Source organism: Actinosynnema sp. ALI-1.44 (genome assembly GCF_001984155.1).
Lineage (GTDB): Bacteria > Actinomycetota > Actinomycetes > Mycobacteriales > Pseudonocardiaceae > Kibdelosporangium.
The window spans coordinates 51,385-74,182 of record NZ_MTQO01000023.1 but is presented as its reverse complement, the minus strand read 5'-3'; the positions used below and the strand labels follow the sequence as shown (position 1 = coordinate 74,182).

At 67.4% G+C, this 22,798-nt stretch carries 19 protein-coding genes; 12 read left to right on the top strand and 7 right to left on the bottom strand.

The features are described from left to right. Positions 1-407 precede the first annotated feature (407 nt). Positions 408-1,739: a serine/threonine-protein kinase gene (locus ALI144C_RS02135; protein ID WP_237773920.1), complete on the bottom strand. Its 1,332-nt coding sequence runs from the start codon at positions 1,737-1,739 to the stop codon at positions 408-410. A 112-nt stretch (positions 1,740-1,851) separates the two neighbouring features. On the opposite strand from ALI144C_RS02135, the gene ALI144C_RS02130 reads away from it, so the two are divergent. The 5 genes from ALI144C_RS02130 (at position 1,852) to ALI144C_RS02110 (ending at position 5,548) form a co-directional block, all read left to right on the top strand. Continuing rightward, complete coding sequence (locus ALI144C_RS02130; RefSeq protein ID WP_143230333.1) at positions 1,852-2,925, top strand: hypothetical protein; 1,074 nt, start codon at positions 1,852-1,854, stop codon at positions 2,923-2,925. 302 nt (positions 2,926-3,227) lie between these two features. Beyond that, entirely contained in the window at positions 3,228-3,578 is a 351-nt protein-coding gene (locus ALI144C_RS02125; protein ID WP_237773918.1) for a transposase, read from the top strand. A 273-nt stretch (positions 3,579-3,851) separates the two neighbouring features. Then, a complete protein-coding gene (locus tag ALI144C_RS02120; RefSeq protein ID WP_076985286.1) occupies positions 3,852-4,259 on the top strand; it encodes an ArsR/SmtB family transcription factor in 408 nt (135 codons plus the stop codon). 1 nt (position 4,260) lies between these two features. Further along, positions 4,261-4,905: an SRPBCC domain-containing protein gene (locus tag ALI144C_RS02115; protein WP_076985270.1), complete on the top strand. Its 645-nt coding sequence runs from the start codon at positions 4,261-4,263 to the stop codon at positions 4,903-4,905. Between the two features lie 151 nt (positions 4,906-5,056). Continuing rightward, entirely contained in the window at positions 5,057-5,548 is a 492-nt protein-coding gene (locus tag ALI144C_RS02110; protein WP_076985269.1) for an SRPBCC family protein, read from the top strand. A 523-nt stretch (positions 5,549-6,071) separates the two neighbouring features. On the opposite strand, the gene ALI144C_RS02105 is transcribed toward ALI144C_RS02110, so the two are convergent. Next, a complete protein-coding gene (locus tag ALI144C_RS02105) occupies positions 6,072-6,959 on the bottom strand; it encodes a S41 family peptidase (RefSeq protein ID WP_076985268.1) in 888 nt (295 codons plus the stop codon). Between the two features lie 55 nt (positions 6,960-7,014). Between ALI144C_RS02105 and ALI144C_RS02100 the strand changes: the two genes are divergently transcribed. Both ALI144C_RS02100 and ALI144C_RS02095 read left to right on the top strand, forming a co-directional pair. Continuing rightward, entirely contained in the window at positions 7,015-7,509 is a 495-nt protein-coding gene (locus tag ALI144C_RS02100; RefSeq protein ID WP_076985267.1) for an ArsR/SmtB family transcription factor, read from the top strand. A gap of 732 nt (positions 7,510-8,241) precedes the next feature. Then, positions 8,242-8,961, top strand: a complete 720-nt coding sequence (locus ALI144C_RS02095) for a hypothetical protein (protein ID WP_076985266.1) — start codon at positions 8,242-8,244, stop codon at positions 8,959-8,961. On the opposite strand, the gene ALI144C_RS02090 is transcribed toward ALI144C_RS02095, so the two are convergent. Both ALI144C_RS02090 and ALI144C_RS02085 read right to left on the bottom strand, forming a co-directional pair. Then, complete coding sequence (locus ALI144C_RS02090) at positions 8,951-9,970, bottom strand: alpha/beta hydrolase (RefSeq protein WP_237773917.1); 1,020 nt, start codon at positions 9,968-9,970, stop codon at positions 8,951-8,953. The genes ALI144C_RS02095 and ALI144C_RS02090 overlap by 11 nt on opposite strands. 33 nt (positions 9,971-10,003) lie before the next feature. Next, complete coding sequence (locus ALI144C_RS02085) at positions 10,004-11,341, bottom strand: cytochrome P450 (RefSeq protein ID WP_237773916.1); 1,338 nt, start codon at positions 11,339-11,341, stop codon at positions 10,004-10,006. Positions 11,342-11,513: 172 nt separating this feature from the next. Between ALI144C_RS02085 and ALI144C_RS02080 the strand changes: the two genes are divergently transcribed. Further along, on the top strand, positions 11,514-12,323 hold the full coding sequence (locus ALI144C_RS02080) for an SAM-dependent methyltransferase (RefSeq protein WP_441297523.1): 810 nt from the start codon (positions 11,514-11,516) through the stop codon (positions 12,321-12,323). Between the two features lie 685 nt (positions 12,324-13,008). Here the strand turns inward: ALI144C_RS02080 and ALI144C_RS02075 are convergent. From ALI144C_RS02075 to ALI144C_RS02060, 3 genes are all read right to left on the bottom strand, one after another. Further along, the gene (locus tag ALI144C_RS02075; protein WP_076985263.1) at positions 13,009-13,605 is read right to left on the bottom strand and encodes a hypothetical protein; all 597 of its coding nucleotides are present in this window, start codon (positions 13,603-13,605) and stop codon (positions 13,009-13,011) included. Positions 13,606-14,700: 1,095 nt separating this feature from the next. Next, positions 14,701-15,450, bottom strand: a complete 750-nt coding sequence (locus ALI144C_RS02065; RefSeq protein WP_083752630.1) for a response regulator transcription factor — start codon at positions 15,448-15,450, stop codon at positions 14,701-14,703. After that, on the bottom strand, positions 15,447-16,676 hold the full coding sequence (locus ALI144C_RS02060; RefSeq protein WP_076985262.1) for a sensor histidine kinase: 1,230 nt from the start codon (positions 16,674-16,676) through the stop codon (positions 15,447-15,449). The genes ALI144C_RS02065 and ALI144C_RS02060 overlap by 4 nt, the downstream gene beginning before the upstream one ends. Positions 16,677-16,886: 210 nt before the next feature. On the opposite strand from ALI144C_RS02060, the gene ALI144C_RS02055 reads away from it, so the two are divergent. The 4 genes from ALI144C_RS02055 to ALI144C_RS02040 all read left to right on the top strand — a co-directional run bounded on the left by ALI144C_RS02055 (position 16,887) and on the right by ALI144C_RS02040 (position 22,762). Beyond that, positions 16,887-17,681: an ABC transporter ATP-binding protein gene (locus ALI144C_RS02055; protein ID WP_076985283.1), complete on the top strand. Its 795-nt coding sequence runs from the start codon at positions 16,887-16,889 to the stop codon at positions 17,679-17,681. Then, the gene (locus tag ALI144C_RS02050) at positions 17,681-19,843 is read left to right on the top strand and encodes an ABC transporter permease (RefSeq protein WP_168211144.1); all 2,163 of its coding nucleotides are present in this window, start codon (positions 17,681-17,683) and stop codon (positions 19,841-19,843) included. The genes ALI144C_RS02055 and ALI144C_RS02050 overlap by 1 nt, the downstream gene beginning before the upstream one ends. 304 nt (positions 19,844-20,147) lie before the next feature. After that, on the top strand, positions 20,148-21,545 hold the full coding sequence (locus ALI144C_RS02045) for an MFS transporter (RefSeq protein WP_076985261.1): 1,398 nt from the start codon (positions 20,148-20,150) through the stop codon (positions 21,543-21,545). Next, the gene (locus ALI144C_RS02040; protein WP_076985260.1) at positions 21,542-22,762 is read left to right on the top strand and encodes an FAD-dependent monooxygenase; all 1,221 of its coding nucleotides are present in this window, start codon (positions 21,542-21,544) and stop codon (positions 22,760-22,762) included. The genes ALI144C_RS02045 and ALI144C_RS02040 overlap by 4 nt, the downstream gene beginning before the upstream one ends. The last annotated feature ends 36 nt before the right edge of the window (positions 22,763-22,798 follow it).

The window sequence follows — 22,798 nt, the reverse complement described above, 5'->3', positions numbered from 1 at the left end:
CCGTTCGCACTGATCCCGTTGGTACGGCTGACGTCCGCTCGCGGGTTGATGGGCAAGAACGTCAACCACCGGGTCACGACCGTGCTGGCCTGGGTGATCACCGCACTGGTGATCGCGTTGAACCTGGCGTTGATCTACCTGACCGTCGCAGGTAGCTGACGGGTCAAGAGGTCACCACGCCAAAGCAGCGTGCCGAAGTGGCTTCAGGAGCAGTTGAGTCCATGTGACCAGAGCGCAGTCACGATCTACAGGTTTCGCGCACGCATCCCATCGATTCCCAGCCTCTCGCGTTACTCACGTTGATCGCGTTGACTCAATACTGTGCCCGCTGATGAGCCACCACCACTCTGCTGACAGACGCCAGCGGCGCCTTGGATGCCCAGTCCGGACGGTACGGCGCAGCGCCGCTACCCCTGCCAGCTCTTGGCCCGGCAAGTGAGGCGAGCGCCGGTCGGGCTGTAGTCCTGGCTGCCTTCCGGGGTGCACGGCTCGCCCGCGAACGGACCGGCCGGATTGGACGGAGCGGGGAAGCCGCCTACAGGTGCGATGACCCAGGACAGGGTGGTGCCGGAAGTCCGTTGGCAGCGCTGGGTGTTGTTCTGCCTCAGCCGACCAATGTCCACGCGGCTGCACGTTTCCAGCGGCTGAGGGGTCCATGCCACGGCGGGGGCGTTGGTCTGCTTACCGGGCCAGGAAGTCGGGCCGTTCGACGGGGACTTCTCGTTGCCGAGCAGGAGGATCAGGCCGACGGTGGCAGCGGTCAAGACGGTCGCGCCGGACACGACTATCCACGGGAACCGGCGTTTCCGGCGCGCGGGTGGCGGGGTGGGCGCCGGTAGTGGGGTGGGGATGGGTTTGTTGACGGGCTGAGTCGGGGCGGGAACTGGGACAGCAGGCGGCGCTGGCACCGACACGAGCAGGTCCGCCGCCTCAACAGAAGTCAGGTCCTGCCGGGTCGATGACGGGGAGGCGTACCGCAACGCTTCGAGGGCGGCGGCGCAATCCGCGTACCGGCGGGACGGATCTGGGGCGGCCATGCGCCGCAGCACGTTCGTGAGGTGCCCAGGGATGCCGTCCAGCAGTGGGACCAAGTCGTCGTGCCAGTTGCCAGGTAGGTCCGGTGTGGAATTGCTCTGGTGGATCAGCCGCCGCCCGCCCAGCAGTTCAGCCGCCAAAACGCCGACGGCGAACAGGTCGGTCTGCGGCGAGGGCTGGGTGCCGTTGAGGTACTCCGGCGCGAGGTAGCCAAGCGTGCCGATCGCGGCGCCGACCCCGGTCATCGACACGGTGCGCCACGCGGCGATGCCGAAATCGCCGACCAGTGCGTACGGCGCGCTCGTGCCGGGGTCGCGCAGCAGGATGTTCGCCGGCTTCACGTCCCGGTGCACGACCCCGGACGCGTGCAGCGCACCCAACGCGTCGAGGGTCTGGTCTATGACCTCGACCACCCATCCAAGAGGTTGCGGGCCACGGTTGAGCAGCGGCCGCAGCGACCCGCCTCGCGCCAATTCGGTCACCAGCCAAGCCTCGTCGTCCACCAGACGGAACGCCACTGTGCGTACGAGGTGCGGGTGGTTTACCCGGATCCGCGACTCGATCACGAACCGCAGCAGGTCCAACTCGTCGTGGCCGGTGAAATGCTTGACCGCCACGTACCGCTGGTCAGCTGTGTCCCACGCCAGGTACACCTGCCCGAACGCGCCTGAGCCGAGCACGTGCACCGGATGCCACCGGGCCATCTCCTCCACCTGGACGAGCCTAGACGAGCCATTCGTGGGAGCCTGTGCGCCACCGGGTTCGTCCGAACATACAGCTTCATCATTCGTGAACCACGTTGAAAGGGGCTATGCCATGCCTCGATGGGGAGTCCAGGCAGCGGTGTGTGCCGTCGTCGCGGCCGCGTCGCTGAGTGCCTGTTCGAGTGATTCGGGTGGGGACAGTGCCCCGCCGAACTCCACAACGACCAGCCGGCCGCCGTTCAACGGCAAGACGCTGGCCAACGGTGATGTACAGAAGGTGACCGACCTGGGTGGTACCCGGATGCAGCCGGTCACGGACGCCGAGGTGCGCGGTCCTGGCGTCGCCCTCAAGCTCCTCGAATTCGGCACGGCCGAGCAGGTCGACGACACCACCGGCCAGAGTTACCGAGCGCCGGAGAAGTCCACTCTGATCGCGTTCCGCACGTCGACCACGGTCGACAAGAACGTCGAGAACAAGAACCTCTCGCAGTTGGCCTTCAGCGTCTCGGTGGACGGGACCCAGCGCACGCTGAGCGACTTCCTCACCAGCGAGTCCAGTTCTGGCCCGGCGACAGCGAGCTACATCGTCGCCGTGCCGGAGGAGCGTCGCACGGTCGGCCTGCAACTGAAAGCCCCTGGCTTGACCCAGACGATCGACCTGCTCGAAGGCAAACCCGGCAACGACCGACCCAAGGCGCTGTACCGACCGACCGAGGGCACGGTCCTCAAGCAGGAGGCTCTGCAACCGGCGAGCTTCAACGTCACCCCGACGGCAGACCGCGCGCCGTCACAGCAGACTGTCACGGTCAAGGAAGTCAACTTCAGCTACTTCAACGGCGTGAACAGCAGCGTCCCGTCCAGCCCGGAGAAGGCGTGGCTGACGTTCGTCGGCGCCTCAGTCACCACCCCACGCGGCATCTTCTGCGTTACGCCGATCTCCGGGCACAAGCTGACCGACGACACCGGCGCGACGTACACGCCAAACGAGGCGTCGTCGAAGATGCCCAGCGAGTCGTTCATCGCTGAAGAGTCTTTCACGGTGTCCTTCGAGGTACCCGCCACCATCAAGGGTGCCACGCTGATCGTTGCGCCCACCCAGATGCGCTGTCAGGTCAGCACCGGCAACTGGGTCAACCGTCCCTCCAGCGGCGAGGCCAAGATCGCGGTCACCATCCCGGAAAAGTGACCCGCTGACCGGCCGTGTGAATGTTTACGCCGTTTACACTGGCCAAGGCGACGTGAAGCGCAGTATGGCGTTGCTCTGGCGCAAGCGCGACGCTGCCGGGTCGCGGGTCAGCCCAGCCCCAAACAGGGTCTGGGCGTGAACGAGATCGTCGCTGCGGCGATCTTCGTTGGCCGACACCCGTGCTACACGCACGTGCCAAGAAAGAGCGAACTGATCCAGTGTGTCGCGCTGAAATTTCGAGTTCAGCTTTATCTCGTTGTTCTACCAGTGCCGAGGATGCTTGGGGGCCGTTCGCGCCGATCGTGCCGCTGCTGATCGAACTGGACAAGCGCACCGGGTTCCTGGCCTGCGTCACCCACGCCGGTGGCGAGCGGTCCCGCAGCCCGGAGCTGAAGCGCAACCTGATCGCGGTGCTGATCAGCCACTCCACCAACCTCGGGCTCACGCGGATGGCCGGCGCGCGCGGGATCTCCTACGACATCTTGTCGTGTACCGCGGAGTGGTACGTGCGGGAGGAGACGCTGCGCACGGTGAACCTGGCGATCATCGGCTACCACGGCACGCTGCCGCTGGCCGCGGGGTTCGGCTCCGACACGCTGTCCTCATCGGACGGTCAGCGATTTCCGGTGCGCGGCAAGACCTTGACCGGCTGACAGGAGCAAGGCCTCCGCTAGTTGTTGCGGGTCAAGCCCGGACGCGAGCCGCCTTTCGCGGCCGTGCACGGCGGTGCTCACTGGTCGACGTGCGGGTTGCCCGGCGATCTTGACGGGAACGGGGGCGGCGTTCCCGGTGCGAGTCGCCGCGGGATGACGTCCGGGTCACCGCACGGTCGAAGTGCGCGCGCTCGCCGACGACCTCTAAACCGAACGTGGCGCCAGGATACCAGCTCTGGCTTATATAAGTGTAGGCTGGTATGATCTGTGTTCGTGCACGCGTTCGACATCCTCGGCGAGCCGGTGCGCCGGCGCGTTCTGGAGCTGCTCGCCGACGGTGAGCAGACCTCTGGCGCGATCACGGATGTGATCCGGGCAGAGTTCGGGCTCTCCCAGCCGGGTGTCTCGCAGCATCTGCGTGTGCTGCGTGACAGCGGGTTCCTGTCGGTGCGGGCTGAGGGCGCTCGTCGGTTCTACGCCGTCGATCCCGCGCCGCTGAGCGAGGTTGACGTGTGGTTGGACCGGTTTCGCCGATTGTGGGAACAACGCCTCGACGCCCTGGAAACCGAGCTGGTCCGGGGCAGGCGTGCAGCTCGGACTCCGGCTGGCAGGGAGCCCACCCGACCGGCCGCGTCCGGCACCGATGCGGACAAGACCGATCCATCAGCAAAGGGACCATGACATGAAAGACGTACTGGACGAACTGGCCGCCGCGCGCCGAGCGATGGGCAAGGGCAGCGTGCCCGCCGGTGACGCGTACACCATCGAGGTGCGGCGTCGGTACGACGCGCAGATCGAGGACGTCTGGCACGCCATCACCAACCCCGAGCGGCTGCATCGCTGGTTGAAACCGGTCACCGGGGATCTGCGGCTTGGCGGGAAGTTCGAGTTGGACGGCGGTGAGCACGGCGAGATCCTCCGGTGCGAGCCGCCGCGTCTGCTCAAAGTGTCCTGGCTCTACGGGCCGGACGCCGACGCCTGGCCCGGCACGAGCGAGGTGGAAGTGCGCCTGGCCCCGGGCCCGACCGGCGACACCGAGTTCGAACTGATCCACGCGGCGGTCGTCGAGGAGCCCCTCTTCCCGACCTACGGCCCCGGTGCCGGCGGCGTCGGCTGGGACCTGCATCTCCTCTCCCTGGCCCAGCTGTTGGCCGGTGGCCAGACCGCCGACCACGAGGAGATCCAGAAGTCGCCTGAAGGGCGCGAGTTCATCCGGCGCAGTGCCGCGGCCTGGGGCGAGGCACACCTGGCCGCCGGTGGCGAACCGGAGCACGTCGCGGCCGCGGTCGAGGCCACCACCACGTTCTACGCACCCGACCCGACCTGACATCCCCGCTGCGGTGGGCTGACCGGCATCCCTGGGGCCCGCACCGCCGATGAGAGTTGGCAATCGCGAGACGGGTGTCAGACCCCTCCGTCGAAGAGCAGGACGAGCAGCGCACAGCATGTTGTAGCTACACCCAGAAGGAATGCGCGTCATGAAGTACACCAACTCGATCGAGATCGCCCTGCCGCGGGAGCGGGTGGCCCAGCTGCTCGCCGACCCGGCACACCTACCGAAGTGGCTGCGGGGCCTGGTGCTGCACGAGCCGGTGAATGGAATACACGGGCAGCTCGGTACCAAGTCGCGGGTCGTGATGCAGTCGGGGAAGCGGAAGATCGAGTGCACCGAAACGGTCACGCGCCGGGATCCGGCAGACCTGCGCGAGATCCACAAAGGGACCGTTGTTCACTTCGATCGGGAGATCGTCGGCGCGGGCATGTGGAGCGTCGTGCGCGATCGGCTGACCGAATCCAATCCGGAGACGACGCTCTGGGAGAGCGAGAGTGAATACCGGTTCAGCGGCCTGCTGATGCGACTGGTGGGGCTGCTCATGCCCGGCGCTTTCCACAAGCAGTCGCAGCAGCACATGCAGGATTTCAAGGCGTTCGCCGAACAGGGGGAGGATGTCCGCGAAGGGAAGAACTGATCTGCCTCAATCAGCAACGAGAATCTCCGACGGCGATCGGCCGCTGCTGGGAGCACCCGGTCACGGGATCTTGGGGCGTGATCATCATCGGACACTTGCATTCCCACGTTCGGGTTCCTGGTGAGCGACCCCATCCGGGGGGGGAATGCCTGATTGTTCATCCGCTGAGGCGGTTCTGACGTCATTGCTCGCGATGCGCGTATGTCCCGTGTCGACCTGTTGGTCGCTGGTGGACTGGGGCGGGAGGCAAGGCGCGCGCCCACGCTCCGGACTACTTTGCTCGCCCGGTGGACGGGTCCGCGCAGGTGCTCGACGTCCGTGCCGACCGGATCAACCGCGTGACCAGGTCGCGTTCGTCGCCCACACTGAAGCATGCGAGGCGTTGGGCTGGCGCTACGAGATCGCCGGAGTCCCGCCGTTGTCCGTGCTGGAAGCCGGAATTCCGGTTCCCGTCCGGATGCTCCGCGAATCCGGCGGCACACGGGCGAGAAGTCCCGCAGGCGTATCTGCCGGCCCGCGAATGCTAGTCCTGTCCCAGTTTGACCAGCGCTTCACGGTGTGCGCGATCGAGCGCCTCGTCGGCCGGGATGTCGATGTCGGGAACGACGCCGACGAGTTCCCAGTTGGTGCCGGACACGGGGTTGATCGCACGGGCGGTCGGAATGGTCGCCTCCAGGTGCGGGTGGACGGTGAAGCCATGGCGCGGGTGGGCGCCGCCGCCGGTCGTCTCACCGACGATGGTGGCGCGACCCAACTGCTGGAGGTCGTAGCTCAGCTCTTCGGCGCCAGAGAACGTCGTGCCGCTGGTGAGCACGTACACCGGCTTGGCACCGCCGAACCGCGTCCCCGGCACGTGCGGCAGGCTCCAGAACTGGTGGTACGACTCGTCCTCGCGGGTGTAGAGCGTGTTGAGGTGCGTCGGCTCGTCCAGCAGGTAGCTACAAACCAGCGCAACGGTGTGCGGGTCGCCGCCGCGGCTGCGCCGCAGGTCGATGATCAGCGCCCGTGCGTGGGAGACGAGCGTGAAAGCCGCCGCGATCGACTCCGCGACCATCTCGACCGGAAACAACAGCGGCGCCAGTTCCAGGTGCGCGACGCCGCCGTCGAGTCGGCGCAGCAGCGGCACGCCGCCCATGCTCTCGTCGAACTCCTTGGCGTAGTGCTGACGGGACGCCGCGTCGTCGCCCTCGGGCACCTCGTTGTCGTGGTGCTTGAGCCGCAGGTGCCGGTCGCCGTTGACGGACTGGAGGTCCGCGGTGACGAGTCGAGCCAGCTCCTCTGGCGTCGTAGCCGTGGCGTAGTGGTCGACGCGTGCAGCGAGGTGGGCGTCGAGCTTGGCGGCGACGTCGGGAAAGACGTAGTGCTCGACCAGCAGCGCGCGGGTCCTGGTGATGATCGAAGGGATGTCCATGCCGGGGAGTAAAACAACGGTCTTGCGAAAGCCAAGAGAGTTAGACACTTTCGGTGTGGACGACTGGCTGAAGATCGGCAGCCCCGAGCAGTTCAAGGCGCTCTCGCACCCGCTGCGCCAGCGGATCCTGTTCGCGCTGGGCCGCGAACCCGCGACAACCAGCCAGTTGGCCGTATCCCTAGGCGAGCGGAAGGGCAACATCGGGCATCACCTGAAGGTGCTGCACGAGGCCGGGCTCGTCCGCGTCGTCGAGACCCGGCAGGTCCGCGGCGGGACGGAGCAGTACTACCAGCGCACCGCCCGCCGCATGTCCTACACCAGCTCGCCACCCGAACACACCCAGGCGATGTTCGGCGGCGTGGCCGAGGAGATCGGCCACGCCGCCGAAGAACCGCTCGTGGTGCTGCGCCACCTCCGGCTCACCCCGAAAGTGGCCGCCCGGATGGCCCAGGCCCTGCAGAAGATCGTGGACGAGGCCGAGGACGCCGGTGAGGGCGAGGCCGTCCACGGCGTCCTCGTCGCCCTCTATCAGCAGGTGGTCACACCGTGACGGCGGACGACCGTTCCTGCCACACGAGCAACCATGGAGCCGCTACATAACACCACCGCGACAACGCTCGAGGAACCAAAGCCGACCCAAACCCACCGAATGTGCCAACTAGGTCCGGACACCGCAACCCGCAGCCGTCCGGATCCAGCTTGGGGACCGCAGGTGTCCCTTCCGCGTGAACCTTCTGGATTCGGACCCAAGTTGCGGGGCGGTTGCGGAGTTCGGGCTCGGAGCACCTGGGTGGCTTGAACCTCGTCAAACGTCGACGTGAACCCGTAGCGGGTGTCGAACGCGTATCCACCGCACACGACGCAGGGTGGGAGCGACATGGTGCGGAACTTAGTGGAGTCTTGCCTCCTTTGGGTACCGCTTCTCGGCGATGACCACGGCACTGATGAAGCTCGCCGCGGATATCGAGGCCCACGCGCCCTACTGAATGCAAGCCAGTGCACTCACCCAGCCCGAGCAAGACCTCGACCCTCCAGCGAATCCGCAAAGTTAACCCGACAAATCAGCCGCGCTGTGTTCGCACCTACATTGCGGACCGCAGGTCAGCGGCCTACGCATCCGCAAAGTTCACGCGCAGCGGCAGCAGGACGGAGCCTTGTTCTCTGCCAACTTCAGCCGGACAGGACATCGAGGTCGGTCTTCCCGGGACTACGCCGGGTTGTGCCACATTAACCACACCGGCGGGCCACCTTTGAGGTCGAGCCGTTCGGCGACGCGGAAGCCGTGTCGCTCATAGAAGAGAACGTGGCGTTTCTTGAACGAAGCCATGCCGCGGCACCTAGCGTCCACGACCCCGGGATCGCTCAGGCCCACGGCACCGCCGACTTCGGCCTGACCCAGGCTCTGACAGGCGCCCCCTGCCTGGTTCGCCGTTGGGACGCCGCCCGGGACCAGGAGAATCGCGCGATACTCACCGGCGCGATAGACGCGCGACGCCTCGGCCTGCGCGGGCGGCTCACAGCTGAGCCGCTCAGAGATGCGGCGCGCGCCTACCTGCGCGAACCCCGGCCCGACGACGACTGGTTCGAGCCCGCGTCGACCGACTTGACAGAGATCCGTGATCACGAGGCAGCGACGGCACCTCTACTCACCATCACCAGTCCGTATCGGCGACACGTGCACGGATACGCAGTAGCCGACTATCTGCTTCAACACGAGATCCGAGCCCGCCGCGCCGAGGCTGTTCCCGCATACGCCTGGCAGGCCCTTGCCGAACACGTAAACACAGCTGACGATCTCGTCCAGCTGGCAGACAGCGCCCAAGACCCGCACTCGATGTCGCCGTACAGGACGGCGCCCGCAGTGCCGTGCCGCCGGGGTGAACAGGCTGTCACGAGCCCTGATCCGGTGGCCTTGTCGTTGATGGTAGCGACGTTTCGTCTGTCGCGGCTGGCGATGCGGCGTGTTGGTGAGGTTTTAAGTGCCAGGCGCATTATCGGATGACCGAGGCGGTCCAGGTCGCGACAGCGGCGTGGTAGTCCGGGGCGTCAGGCGCGAAGTTGAGTGCGTGCCCGTAGCTGCGCAGCACGTACGTCTTCAGCTTGGCTTCCGGTGCGTAGTAGGGGGATTCGGCGCGCAGCAGGGTTTGCGGGGTGCTGCAGTCAGGTGCGAGCAGGCCGCAGAAGGCCGGGTCGTTGCCCATGACGAGCATGACCGGAACCTTGATTTTCCTGGAGTATGGCAGGAGCGCACCCAGTAGCACGGTGTCGACCACTTCACCGGCGGCGAAGACGTCCTTGGTCTGCTCGTCGGTCTCGCCGACGCCGGGTACCCGGACGCCGGGGCTGTGGAAGTCGGAGAACCGGGTGCCCGCGCGGGTGGTGAGGTATCCGGGATCGTAGCCATGGGAGCGGAATTTCGGGTCGAGACTGGCTGGGATCAGTGAGGTCAGGATCGGTACCGCGCCCAGGACGTTGATGCCGTGGGTGAGGCCGGTGATCAGTACGCCGTCGACATCCTGGTAGGTGCCGGCCTCGATGATCGCGATGGCCGAGCCGACCGAGTGCCCACCGAGGATGATCTTGTCGAACGTCGGTGCGCCGCTGCGGCCCGCTCGCAGCGCTTGGATCACCTGGTGGACCACGCCTGCCTGCGTGAACGAGGTCAACGCGAGACTGGCGGGACGGCTGCTGCGGCCGGTACCCAACCGGTCGAGGGTCAGCGTGGCGTACCCGGCTTTGTTCATCGCCAGCCGGTAGGACCGGATCTCCGGTGTGTAGGGGAAGTCCCAGTAGGCGCTGTTGTAGGACGCGCCGGGCACGAGGACCTGGATGGTGGTGGCGTGGGCCGGGCGGCAGAGTTTGCCGTAGAGCTGCTCGGTGTTCCCGGCCAGGGTCACCGGTAGCCGCAGCTCGTGGCACGACACCGCTGCCTGGGCCGGTGTCACGGGGACACCGATCGTGGCCGCGACCAGCGCACTGGTCAGCGAAGCGAGGAAACGGCGTGATCGCACTGCGATTACCTCCACAACGGGCAACGGGTCGGTTTAGCGGGCCACCACGGTCATCGGCAGCTGGCTCGGATAGGCCGCGCCGGTCACTTTGACGCGGACTGTCTTGTCGGGCACGGGAACCATGCGCCATCGTGCGCCGATGGCCGTGGCGGCGACCGCGATCTCGGCGAGCGCGAAATGGTTGCCGATGCATTTCCGGCCGCCGTCGCCGAACGGGATGTACGCGCCCGGCGGGGGCGGCGCGGCGTGGGCAGGGTTCCAGCGGTCCGGGTCGAATCGGTCCGGATCGGGGAAATAGCGGGGATCGTGGTGCAACGCGTGCGGGCTGATGGTCACCTCGGTCAGCGGCGGGATCGTCAGATCGCCGAGTCGTACGTCGGTGTTCGTGCGGCGCATCAGCAGCCAGATCGGGTACATCCGTAGGATCTCTCGCGCGATGTGGTTGGTGTACACCAGTTGCGGCAGGTCCGCATGCGTGACCGGGCGCCCGTCGAGGGCGTCGATCTCCTCGTGCCAGCGTCGCTCGACCTCGGGATGCCGGGCCAGTTGATGAAACATCCAGGACAACGCCAGCGCGGTGGTCTCGATACCGCCGGTCAGCAACGTCACGACTTCGTCGTACACCTGCTGGTCGGTCATGCCCTCACCGGTGTCCGCGTCCTCCGCTGTCAGCAGCATCGACAGCACGTCCCCGCGGTCTGCCCGCTGCGCCCGGCCTTCGGCGATCACGTCCAGCACAATCCGCCGTAATCGGCTGATGGCGTCGTCGAACGCCCGGTTGGCCGGGATCGGTAACCGGGCGACGAAACCCGGCGACAACGCGCGGACCATCCCGTACTTGATCACGACCGGTAGCGACCGCTGTGCCTCGGCGATCGCCGCACCACCGAGCTGGGTGGCGAACAAGGTCTGTCCGACGATCGTCACGGCCATCTCCTGCATCGCGTCGTCGAATGCGATCACCTGCCCTGGTTGCCACGATTCGGCCGTTGCCTGGGCTACCTGCGACATCACCGCGGTGTATCGGGCGATGCGTGTGACGTGGAACGCCGGCTGCACCAGCCTGCGCTGGCTGTCGTGGAAGCTCCCGTTGGACATCGCGATCCCGTTGCCGAAGTACGGCCGGAACCGGTCGAACATGATGCCCTTGTCGAACTTTCTCCCATCCGTGACAAGAACTTGATGCACCAGGTCAGCGCGGGTGACGACGTGGGTCGGCAGCGGGCCGAGGTACACCTTCACCACATCGCCCAGGCCCGCCAGTGACGAGGTGAACCTGAACTGTCTCCGCAGCAACGACGGGGTGTGGCCGAGCACGGGCCAGCGACCAGGCGCGATCGGCAATGCCTCCAGTGTGCCGGTGGAATTCACGGATTTCCGCCCCTCGCAGACAACGAGACGACGACTTACCGTAGAGGCCTTCGACTATCCGGGCGAGTACCCGATCGGGTAATCCCGCCTGGGGGGTGCCACGATTAATCTGGATCGTCGCGGTGCGGACGCGGAGGAGTTGGATATGAGCGACACACCGGCCAGGAACTGGGTGCCCGACGAGGTGGACACCTCGGTGCCGAGCATGGCGCGGGCGTATGACTTCCTGCTCGGCGGCGCCCACAATTTCGACGTGGACCGGATCGTGGCCGAGCAGGCGGAGAAGCTGATGCCCGGTGCCGCCAAGATCGCCCGGCTCAACCGGGCCTTCCTCGGCCGGGCGGTGCGGTTTCTGCTCGACCAGGGCGTCCGGCAGTTCCTCGATATCGGCTCCGGCATTCCCACCGTCGGCAACGTGCACGACGTGGCCCACCAGATCGCCCCCGAAGCGCGCGTGCTGTACGTGGACAAGGACCCGATCGCGGTGGCGCACAGTGAATTGATGCTGACCGCCATCGACAACGCGGAAGTCCTCCGGGCCGACATGCGCGACCCGGACAGTATTCTGGGCAGCTCACAAGCCCGTCGGCTGCTCAACTTCGACGAACCGATCGCCCTGCTGATGGTGATGATGCTGCACTGGCTGCCCGACTCAGACGACCCCTGGGCGTTGATCGCCCACTACCGCGACGCGCTACCCGACGGCAGTTACCTCGCGCTGTCGCACGTCACCGCGGACCAACGCCAGGACCAGATCGCCGACGCGACCGACATGATCCGCGAGTCCCGCAGCACCGACCAGCTTACGCCCCGCACGCACGACCAGATCGTCCGCCTATTCGACGGATTCACTATCGTTGATCCGGGTGTCGTCGGCTGTGGTCTGTGGCACCCGCAAGGACCCGGTGACATCTCCGACAACCCGGAGATCAACGCACACGTTTACGCTGGCGTAGCAGAAAAGAAGCCTGCCTCTGCCTAACGGGCAGTCAGCCTCGCTGACCCACGCCCAGCGGCTTCACCTGCTGCGTGACATCCTCACCAACAGCGACGCTGGAACGCCCGCACCCCACTACAGGCCACGTTCAGGAGTACTGGGCTTGACCGGCGTGCTCGTCGACCAGGCAGTGCGCACACTGGGAGCGAGAACTGTTTCGCTGGTGATGTCGTAGCTGTCAGTCGGGGCGATGATCTGTTCAGCTGTTATAGGGGATCGCGAAAATGTGGCTCATGTTGGCGTTGTGCTGTGAGGCAGATCCGCGTGAGTCGGTCAGGCCTTCCGCTGCGCCTTGTACCGCGCCGTCCATCCCGTCTACCCACCGCACCATGACATAGGCAGTGAACCGCGGGTCACAGTCAGCACGGATGGCGAAGTTGGGCAAGTGCAGCGGTACGTGATGTGGTGCACCGCATAGGACATCTCGCGGATTTCCCCGGTAGCCCGGTTCGTCTGGCAGACCTCGTCGCCCTTCCACTGGGTGACATACAGCGTGAAGGTGGCCGTCGACGCGGCCAGGCCGGATGTGTCGCAGTGCTTGTCCTTCTGCGGATAGCAGGCAGCGCCCCTCATGCCAGTTGCCAGCGGCAGCCCGCAACCAGCACTGGTGCGCATTCCTACCCCGAACACCGCATCCGCGCCATCGCCCTGCGCGCACGGAGTCCTCCGATCACCGCCGACGCTGATCGGCGACGACGACCCCGACATGTAGCGCTACCACCAGGACCATGCCAATGCCGGCCCCGACCACCCACCAGACTTGATCATCAAGGGCCAGGGAGGGCAGCTGTCCGTTCGGGTCGTAGGCCACACGCAGTCGGATGCCGCCGTACTGGTCGGTGGTGTCAGTTCCTCGCTGGGACGCCATCTGGTTGCCCAGCCAATCGGTGCGACCGTCGTCGCAGGCCAAGCGGCGGTAGTTGTAGGTCTCCTCACCGCCAGGGCTGAGTCGGTGCCAGGTGCGGGCCTCAACCACGGTGCACATGTGCCGTGGGGCAGCCGAGCTGAGCGTCATCACGTACGCAGCCGCGATCGTAGCCACGAAGACGATGCCGCTGACGCACAACTGGGCACCTGGCCCTTGATTCTGGACGTGAAAGTGGCGGTGGATGTGCCATCCCACCATCAGCATCAGTGCGACGCAGACCAGGCCAAGCAGGAGGTAAAGCGGGTGGACACGTAGCGCCAGATAGGCGACGCCAACGAACGCCGCAACCACCAGCGGCGCCGCGCACAACGCGACCAGCAACCGCAGACCGAACGCCACGCCCCCCACACTAACCGGCAACTTCCCGCGCCGGCCTCGGATCGGAATGCCGCCTGGAGATCAACCCGGATGGTCGAGTCGGTGCTGTGATAAGGGAAACCACGATCGCCACCGTCGCCACCAGCACCCCAACAGACGCGCGGCCAGCGCGGCGACCCGGTCGAACGCCCCGTGTCGAGGATGGCACAACTGGGCAACCGGCACACCAGTCAAACGCTCCCTGATCGCCTACGACCACTAAGGATCTAGGAATCAGTCATCTAGTCATCCACCCCTCGCACACCACGCCGCTCGCGATCTTCACCTTCCGGGCCGCACGGCCGGCGCCCCACGACCGCAAAAACATCGCTCTCCACAAGCAAACCGTGGCCGACACGTACGCCGACGTGCGGTGGCGGGCGCCGGAACTCGTGGCGGCGTACCTCGACCACCCAGCCCCGTTCTTCGACCCCCTGACGACCGTCCGGATGCCCTCGTGGTCCCGCGGACGGGTCGTACTGCTCGGGGACGCGGCGGCGGCCACAGCCCTGCCGGGCGACGGGTCCAGCATGGCGATGGCAGGAGCGTATACCCCTCGCGGAAGAACTCGCCTCCCACCACGGCGATCACGCCCGCGCCTTCGCCACCTACGAGTCGCGGCTCCGCCGCGAAGTGCGACCGCGGCAGCGACGCGTCGGCCTGCTCTCCAGACTCATGATGCCCAGCACCCGACCAGGCCTCGTGGTACGCAACACGGTGGGCCGCGCGGTCGGTCGCACGAACCGGATCACCTCTCGCGAAACCGCAAACGGAAAGACCGTGTAGCAGCTGGAACCCATGACGGATGACGGCGGCGCATCGCAAGTGGTCGAGCGGCGCTACAACGTGCCGATGCACGTCGGCGGTCGACCGCGCGGTGCCGGGCGCGGCGAGGATGGCTGTCATCCATCGCGGGGCGGTGCGCCGTCCCAGAGAGTGTCCGGTGCCGATGTCGTCGTAGAACTTTGTTCCGGCACGCGTGCCTCCCCGGTTGATCGGGTTGCCTGGAGGGTACGACCGTCAGGCTTGAGGGGGGATCGGGTAGGGCGCGTTCGGGGTGGGTGGCTTCGAGGTAGATCACAGCTGGTCGGTGTCGCCGTTGGGAACGGCGCTTACCAGACCGGTCTGGTAAGCGATGACAACGAGTTGCGCGCGGTCGCGTGCGTCCAGCTTGGTCATGGCGCGCTGCACGTGGGCGCGGACGGTGAAGGGGCTGAGGTACATCCGATCGGCGATCTCCAGATTGGACAGACCGGTCGCGACGAGAGCGACCATCTCGCGTTCGCGCGGGGTGAGCGCGGCGAGTCGTTCTGGATGGCGCGGTGGCGTGTCGACCGGCGTGGCAAGGAAACGGGCCACCAGAGAGCGGGTTGCCGCCGGGGACAGAAGGGTGTCACCGTTGGCGATCGTGCGCACAGCGTCGAGCAGGTCTTGCGCCTCGATCCCCTTGCCGATGAAGCCGCTGGCTCCTGCGCGCAAGGCTTGCGCGATGTACTCGTCGGTCTCGTACGTAGTGAGGATCAGTACGCGGGTGGCCCGCAGATCCGGGTCGGCGCAAATCTCCACGGTGGCGGCGAGGCCGTCCGTGCCCGGCATCCGAATGTCCGTGATCACCACGTCCGGGCGCAACCTGCGGGTCAGGGCCACCGCCTCCCTGCCGTCGCCCGCCTCGCCGACCACAGCGATGTCGTCGGCGCTGTCGAGGAGAGTGCGGAAAGCGCCGCGTAGCAACGCCTGATCGTCGGCGAGGAGAACCCGGAGCGGCGCAGTGGCATCCCTGGCGTCTTCGCCGGTGTTCGGTCCGTCGCCTGGTGCGTCGTGGATCATCGCCCCTCGCCATCGGTCGCTTCGTCGGTTCTCCGCGCTGTGTTCTCGGCGGCGGGAAGAGGAAGGTGTGCGGAGACAAGGAAACCCCCTTGTGGGCGCACGCCCGCGGTGAGAGTTCCGCCGACCGCGGTGGCTCGTTCACGCATTCCGATCAGACCGTACCCGGCCGGGCGCTCCTGAGGCTTACGGGAACCCCGGCCGTCGTCGGTGACCGTGATGGTCACGTGGTCGCGGTTCCAGGCGAGGCGCACCTCGGCGCTACCGGTGGCGGCGTGTTTGGTCACGTTGGTCAAGGCCTCTTGGATGACGCGGTAGGCGGTGAGTTCCGTGGCCGGCGGTAGCGGTCTGGCGGTGCCGTCCTCGTGCATCGACACCGCCAGGCCCGCGAGGCGGAAAGTCTCCAGCAGCGTGGGGATCTGCGACAGCCCAGGTGCCGGATCGGTGAGTGCGGAGGTGTCGTCGGGCTGGCGCAGCAGGCCGACCGTGGCCCGCAGCTCGTCGAGGGCGTGGCGGGTGGTCCTGACCAGTGCGCCCAGGCTCGTGCGGGTCTGCTCCGGGCGGGTGTCGAAGAGGTGGGCGGCGACGGTGGCCTGCGCGTTGGCCAGGGTGATCTGGTGGGCCACCAGGTCGTGCAACTCGCGGGCGATGCGGAGCCGTTCCCCGGCCACCCTCCGGCGTGCCTCCTCGTCCCGGCTTTCCTCGGCTTGGCGTGCCCGCTCCTCCACGATCGCCAGGTAGGCCCGCCGGTGCCGCGTCGAGCGACCGATCACGGCGGCCACGAGCGGCGACGCGGCCACGCTCGCCAGCCTGCTGGTGTCCGCCCACGAGAAGTCGGCTTCGAAGAAGGGGAGTACGGCGATCAGCAGCACCGCCGATGGGAGCAGGACCGCGAGTGCCACTCGCCGTTCGGCGCGTATGGCGAGCGAGTAGGCGCTGATGACGACCGGGGCCACCATGAGCGGGGTCGACAGCAGACCCATCGGCGCGACAAGCACGCCGCACACGGTCGTTGCGATCACGGTGGCCACGGGCGCGCGGTGTCGCGCCAGAAGCAACCCGGACGACACCGCGGCGAGGAAGTAGGCCGACACTGGCGGCGGCGTCACTGTGTCGTCGACCTGCAGCGCACCGCCGAGTAGGCAGAGCACGAACGCCACCGCGACGACCGTGCCCTCCCGCCACCACGACTCGACCGGCGGCGCGAGCGACCTGCCCCTGTTCGTCATCGATGCCCAGCCCGCAACACACGTTCAGCGTAGGGGACGGCCGCCCCGCACGCGTGTAGTGCGTCCGCACCAGAAATGGGCCGGGCTGGTCCGTGTGCACCAGGCGAAGACGGTCCCGGCAAACGATGTCTGGCACCACGGTGCACGACAGGGTTGGTGGCGGAATCGTCCGGCACCGGCCGGACGGCGAAGCGGCAGGAAGAAACGTTGATGAACACCGGAGACATCACCGATGCGATTCGGCTGACGGCCGTCCGCAAACTCTACGGAAGGCGCGACAACCAGGTGGTGGCGCTGGACGAAGTGACGACGCGGTTCGGCCGAGGGACGTTCACGGCGATCATGGGGCCATCGGGTTCCGGCAAGAGCACCCTGCTGCAGTGCGCGGCCGGGCTCGATCAGCCGACGTCCGGCTCGGTTCTGCTCGACGAGCACGAGCTCAGCGAGATGAACGAGACCGAGTTGACGAAGCTGCGGCGAGACCGGATCGGCTTCGTCTTCCAGGCTTTCAACCTGCTGCCAGTCCTGACCGTGCGGCAGAACGTGACGTTGCCGCTGCGGCTGGCCGGTCGCACACCGGACCGAAGCCGGGTTGCTCAGATCCTCGACCAGGTCGGCCTTGCCCAGCGGAGCAACCACCGTCCGGCGGAGCTGTCCGGCGGGCAGCAGCAGCGGGTCGCCATCGCCAGGGCGTTGATCAGCGACCCCGCTGTCATCTTCGCCGACGAGCCGACCGGCGCCCTGGACACCAGGACCGCGCGGGACATCCTCACGCTGCTGCGGCATTCGTCGCGGACGGCCGGTCAGACGATCGTGATGGTGACCCACGACCCGGTCGCGGCCTCGTACGCCGATCGCGTCCTGTTCCTCGCCGACGGGCGGCTGGCCGGTGAACTGCACTCGCCGACCGCCGAATCCGTGGCCGACCGGATGACCCACCTGGGCGCCTTCGCCAACGAAGGTCCCCGTCCGCAGCAGGCGACGACCCGAGGAGGACAGCGCTGATGCTGCAACTCGCACTGCGCACCCTGCGGTTCCGCGCGGGCATGTTCGTGGCGGCCTTTCTCGCCATGTTCTTCGCGGCGGCCATCATGATGGCGTGCGGCGGCCTGATCGAGACCGGCATCCGCACGGCTGTTCCGCCGCAGCAGCTGGCCTCGGCCGATGTCGTCGTCACCGGCGACCAGGAGTACCACGACTCCGGCGGCGACCCCGACGAACCTCCGATCCTGCCCGAGCGGGTCCACATCGACGCGGGACTGGCGGACACGATCGCGGCGCTGCCTGGCGTACAGAAGACCGAGAGCTTCGTCTTCGAGGGGACCCCGCCGCCGGGTTCGGTCGACGCGATCGGTGTGGTGGCCAAGCCGGGAGCGGACGTCAGCGAGCTCCAGGAGCGAATCGACGCCAAGCTGAGCAGCGCAGCCGTCACCCTGGTCGGTGACGAGCGGGGGCAGGCCGAACTGCGCGAGGCCAAGGCGAGCGGCGTCACTGTGATGGCCCTGGCCGGCGTCTTCACCGCCTTCGCGATCCTGGTGTCCATCTTCGGGGTGGCCTCCATGCTCGCCCTGTCGATCGCCCAGCGCCAGCGGGATCTGGCGTTGCTGCGGGCCGTGGGAGCGACACCTCGTCACCTGCGCAGGCTGATCTCCCGTGAGACGCTGCTGCTGTCCCTGTTCGCCACCGCGCTGGCCTACTTTCCGGGCCGGTGGCTTGGCGAGTTCGTGTTCGCCCGGCTGGCCAAGCGGGGGATCGCCGCGGACGGCCTGGCCTTCCGGCAAGGCTGGATCCCCACTGTGGCCGCCATGGCGGTGGCGATCCTCGCGGCTCTGGCCGGTGCGCTGGGCGCCGGTAGAAGGGCGTCGCGTGTCAAGCCGACCCAGGCGCTCGCGGAGGTCTCTGTCGAGGGCAGGCTGATCGGCCGCGGGCGCGCGCTGCTGGCGGTGTTTTCCCTGGGCGGTGGAATCGCCATGACCATCGTGACCATCGCCGTGATGAGTGGACCACTCACACCGGCCACCGCCGCGCCCGCTGTGATCCTGCTCGCCATCGGGTTCGCCGTGCTCGCACCCGTGCTGACGAAGGTCACGACCTTCATCGTGCAGTGGCCCGTGCGCGCGCTGGGTGGGGTGACCGGCCAGCTTGCCGTGCTCAACGCTCGTGGCCGTGGCGGCCGGATGGCGGCCGTGCTGGGCCCGGTAATCCTGCTGACCGCGGTGTCGACCGGCATGCTGTACCTGCAGACGACCAATGACGAGGCCGATCGGCAGGACTTCGCAGGCAACCTGGTCGCCGACGTCGTGGTGACCACTCAGGACCGTTTCGACCCGGGCCTGGTGGCACAGATCAACGACTTGCCGCACGTCGCCGGTGCCTCGGAGTACGTCAACAGCGTCGGCTTCATCGAGAAGCCGGATGACAGCTCGCCGACGAACGAGGGCTGGACCCTCCAGGGCGTCACCGCGGGCGGCGCCGACGCCACCACACCGGTCCAGGTCACCGCGGGCCAACTCGCCGACCTGCGCGGTGACACGATCGCGATCGGGAACCAGCACGCCGAGAAGCTGGGCGTGGACGTCGGCGGCACGATCACGCTGCGAATGGGAGACAACACCACCCTCGACGTGCGGGTGGCGGCACTGTTCTCTGCCCCGGACGGTTACGACACCCTGTTGCTTCCCGCCGACACCCTGGCCGCTCACACCACCGAGGGACACGCGACGCGAATCCTGGTCAAAGCCGACGAGAACACCGACCCCGGCCAGTTGGTGGCGGACCTGACCACGGTGACCTCCGCCGAGAGCGGTCTGACAGTGACCGGCCGCGACGTCCTGCTCAGGGAGTTCGACGACCAGAAGACGACCGCCAACTTCGCGATCTACCTCATGGTGGTCATGATCGCGGGGTACGCGGCGATCACGGTGATCAACACGCTGGCGTCGAGCATGACGGCGAGGCGGCGGGAGTTCGGGCTGCAACGGCTCGCGGGCTCGACTCGTGGTCAGGTGCTGCGGATGGCCGGCTTGGAGGGGCGATCCTGGCCGTCGGCGGCATCGCGCTGGGTACTGTTGCCGTGCTCGGGATCCTGGTGCCGGTCAGCCTCAAGCGCCTCGGCTCGGTGCTGCCCGCCGGGTCCCCGTGGATCTACGTGTCGACGGTCGCGCTGACCGTTCTGGTGACGCTCGGAGCCACGCTCCTGCCCGCGTGGCGGGCGACGCGTGGCCGACCGGCCGAGGCGGCGCTCGCCATCGAATAACTTCGGCGCCCGGCAACCCTTCCCTCTACCGCGCCCCGATTCCGGTATGCCACAGCCGATCCCGGGGTCGGAGACGACGACCTCGACGGCCCGTCGCGGTAACGCTGGACCGCCGCTTCGCACCTGCTCACTTCGGGCTCGTCGGACAGGCGGCGGCGCCACGCCTGTGGCCGATTCCTCATTCACCTTGCCATCACAGAAAGGTTAGGACGCTCATGACCACAACCCTGGCTGCCCCGGTGCGAATCGGGAGGGCCGCAGTCGGGGCTCTCGGCCTGCTGGCGGTCGCCAGCGGTGCCCTGGAGTCGGTGGTGCAGCCGACGATCCCGCTCCTGCAAAGCGAACTGGACATGGGGCCCGCCGGAGGGGCGCTGCTCAGCATCCTGCTCCCGATCACCGGCGCGCTCGTCACACCGTTGGCGGGCAGGTTCGGCGACCGCTACGGCGGAAAACGAATCCTGATCCGGCTGATGATCGTGGTGTGCGTCGGCGGCATGGTGTCCGCATTGGCACCGGGCCTGCCCGTGCTGGTGGTCGGCCAGGTACTACAGGGCGCGATGGTGGGCGCCCTGCCCCTGTCTTTCATCATCGTGCGCAAACACCTTCCCGCGGGAGAGTCGAAGGTGGCCATCGGGGTGGTCAGCGGACTGTTCGTCGGCGGCGGGATGCTGGGCACGCTGCTGGCCGGGCCGGTGGCGGAACAGTTGTCCCGGCACTGGATGTTCGCGCTCCCGACGATCGCCGTCATCGTGGCCACCCTTCTCGTGAACTGGCTGGTGCCCAAGGATTCAGCGGACCGGTCGGACGACGCCGGGGTCGACTGGCCCGGCCTGGCCCTGCTGAGCGGGGTGTTGATCACGCTCATACTCGTGATCAACCTTGCCCCCGACCTCGCTTCGCAGCCGCTCGTGCTTTGCGGCCTCGTCGTGCTGCTGGCCGCCCTCGTGGCCGGCTGGATCGCCGTCGAGCGTCGTGCGGCCTCACCGATGATCGATCTGCGCATGCTCGCTCGGCCCATGATGTGGAAGTCGACTGTGCTGACGTTCATGATCTGCGTCGGTACCTCGATGTCGATCTTCCTCGTCACGCAGCTGTGGAACGCGTCCGGTGACGGGTACGGCTTCAGGGCCGGCGCCACCGAGATCGGCGTCTTCCTGCTGCCCGGCACCGTGGTCGCGACGCTGGCGGGGCCGATGGGCGGGAACTGGGAGCGGCGTTCCGGCTCCCGTGCCGTGGCCACCGCCGGGGTCGTCATGATGGCCGTCGCCTTGATCGCCATGGCGCTCGTGCACTCCGAGGCGTGGCATCTCGTCGTCGGCAAGGCAGTGGTCGCGCTGGCCAACGGCCTGGTCGTCACCGCGATGACGACCAGCATCGCCACCTCCGCCGCTCCGAACGAGACCGGCGTCGCCACCAGCCTGATCCTGGTGACCCGCGTGCTCGGAATGGCCTCGGGCGGGATGCTCGGCGGCGTGCTCCTCGCCGCCGGGACCCCGTCCGGATCGAATGTCGCGGCCGAATCGTCCTACATCACCGGATTCGTCATCGCCGGCGTCGTCACGGCGCTGGCCCTGCTCGTCACCCGCACCATGCACAAGGGAGTCAAGGCATGACCCGCACCGCTCACCTGATGGATGCCCGTACCACGCCGAAGGGCAGAGTCCTGATCTCCGGGGCCAGCATCGCCGGTCCCACGCTCGCGTACTGGCTGACCCGTCACGGATACGCGGTCACGGTGGTGGAGAGGGCGGGCGCGGTTCGTAGCGGTGGTTATCCCATCGACGTGCGCGGCACCGCGCTGGAGGTCGTCAGGAGGATGGGGATCCTGCCGCGACTGCGGGACGCGCACATCGACCTGCGCCGGCTGACCTTTCTCGACGGGCACGGCAGTGAGGTGGCCTCGGTCCACCCGCACGCGGTCACCGGCGGCGTCGAAGGACGGGACCTGGAGGTACGGCGCGGGGACCTGACCGACGCGCTCTACGCGGCGGTCCGCGACGACGTGGAGTTCCTGTTCAACGACTCCATCGATACCCTCGACCAGTCCGGCGACGGGGTCGACGTCATTTTCCGCGAGGGCGGCCGGCGCACGTTCGACCTGGTTTTCGGCGCGGACGGAATGCACTCGCGTACCCGGGAACTCGTGTTCGGCCCCGAAGCGCAGTTCCACCGATACCTTGGTTATTGCTTCGCCGTTTTCCCCATGCACAACACTTTCGGGCTCTCCCGCGAGACCGTCATGTGGAACACGCCGGGCCGGGCCGCGGCGCTCTACGCCGCGGGAGATGACGACGAGGTGCACGCCTTCCTGAACTTCGCCCAGCCGGAACCGCCGTTCGACGCGTTCGGGAACCCGGCTGCCCAATGGGATCTCGTCGCCTCGGTCTTCGCCGACGCGGGCTGGGAGGTCCCCGGAATGCTGGCCGCCATGCACGAGGCGGACGACGTGTTCTTCGACGGCGTCAGCCAGATCCGCATGCCCCGCTGGCACAGCGGCAGGGTCGCGCTAACGGGCGACGCCGCGTACGCGCCCTCGTTCCTTACCGGACAGGGCTCCAGCCTCGCGCTCGTCGGCGCGTACATGCTCGCCAGTTCCTTGGCCGACCGGGACCACACCGCCGGGCTCGCCGCCTATGAAGACGGCACGCGTGAGTTCGTGGCCGTGAACCAGGGGCTGGTCGGCGAGGGCGGCGCCATGCTCTTCCCGACCACCGCCCAGGCTTTGGAACAGCGCAACGACAGGCTGCGCAAGCTCAACGCCATGCCCTCCGCCGAGCCGCGACCGGCCCATTCGGCCCTCACTCTGCCCGAATCCATGCCCATGAGGTGATTACTGCCGGACACATGATCGACAGTCTTCCAAACG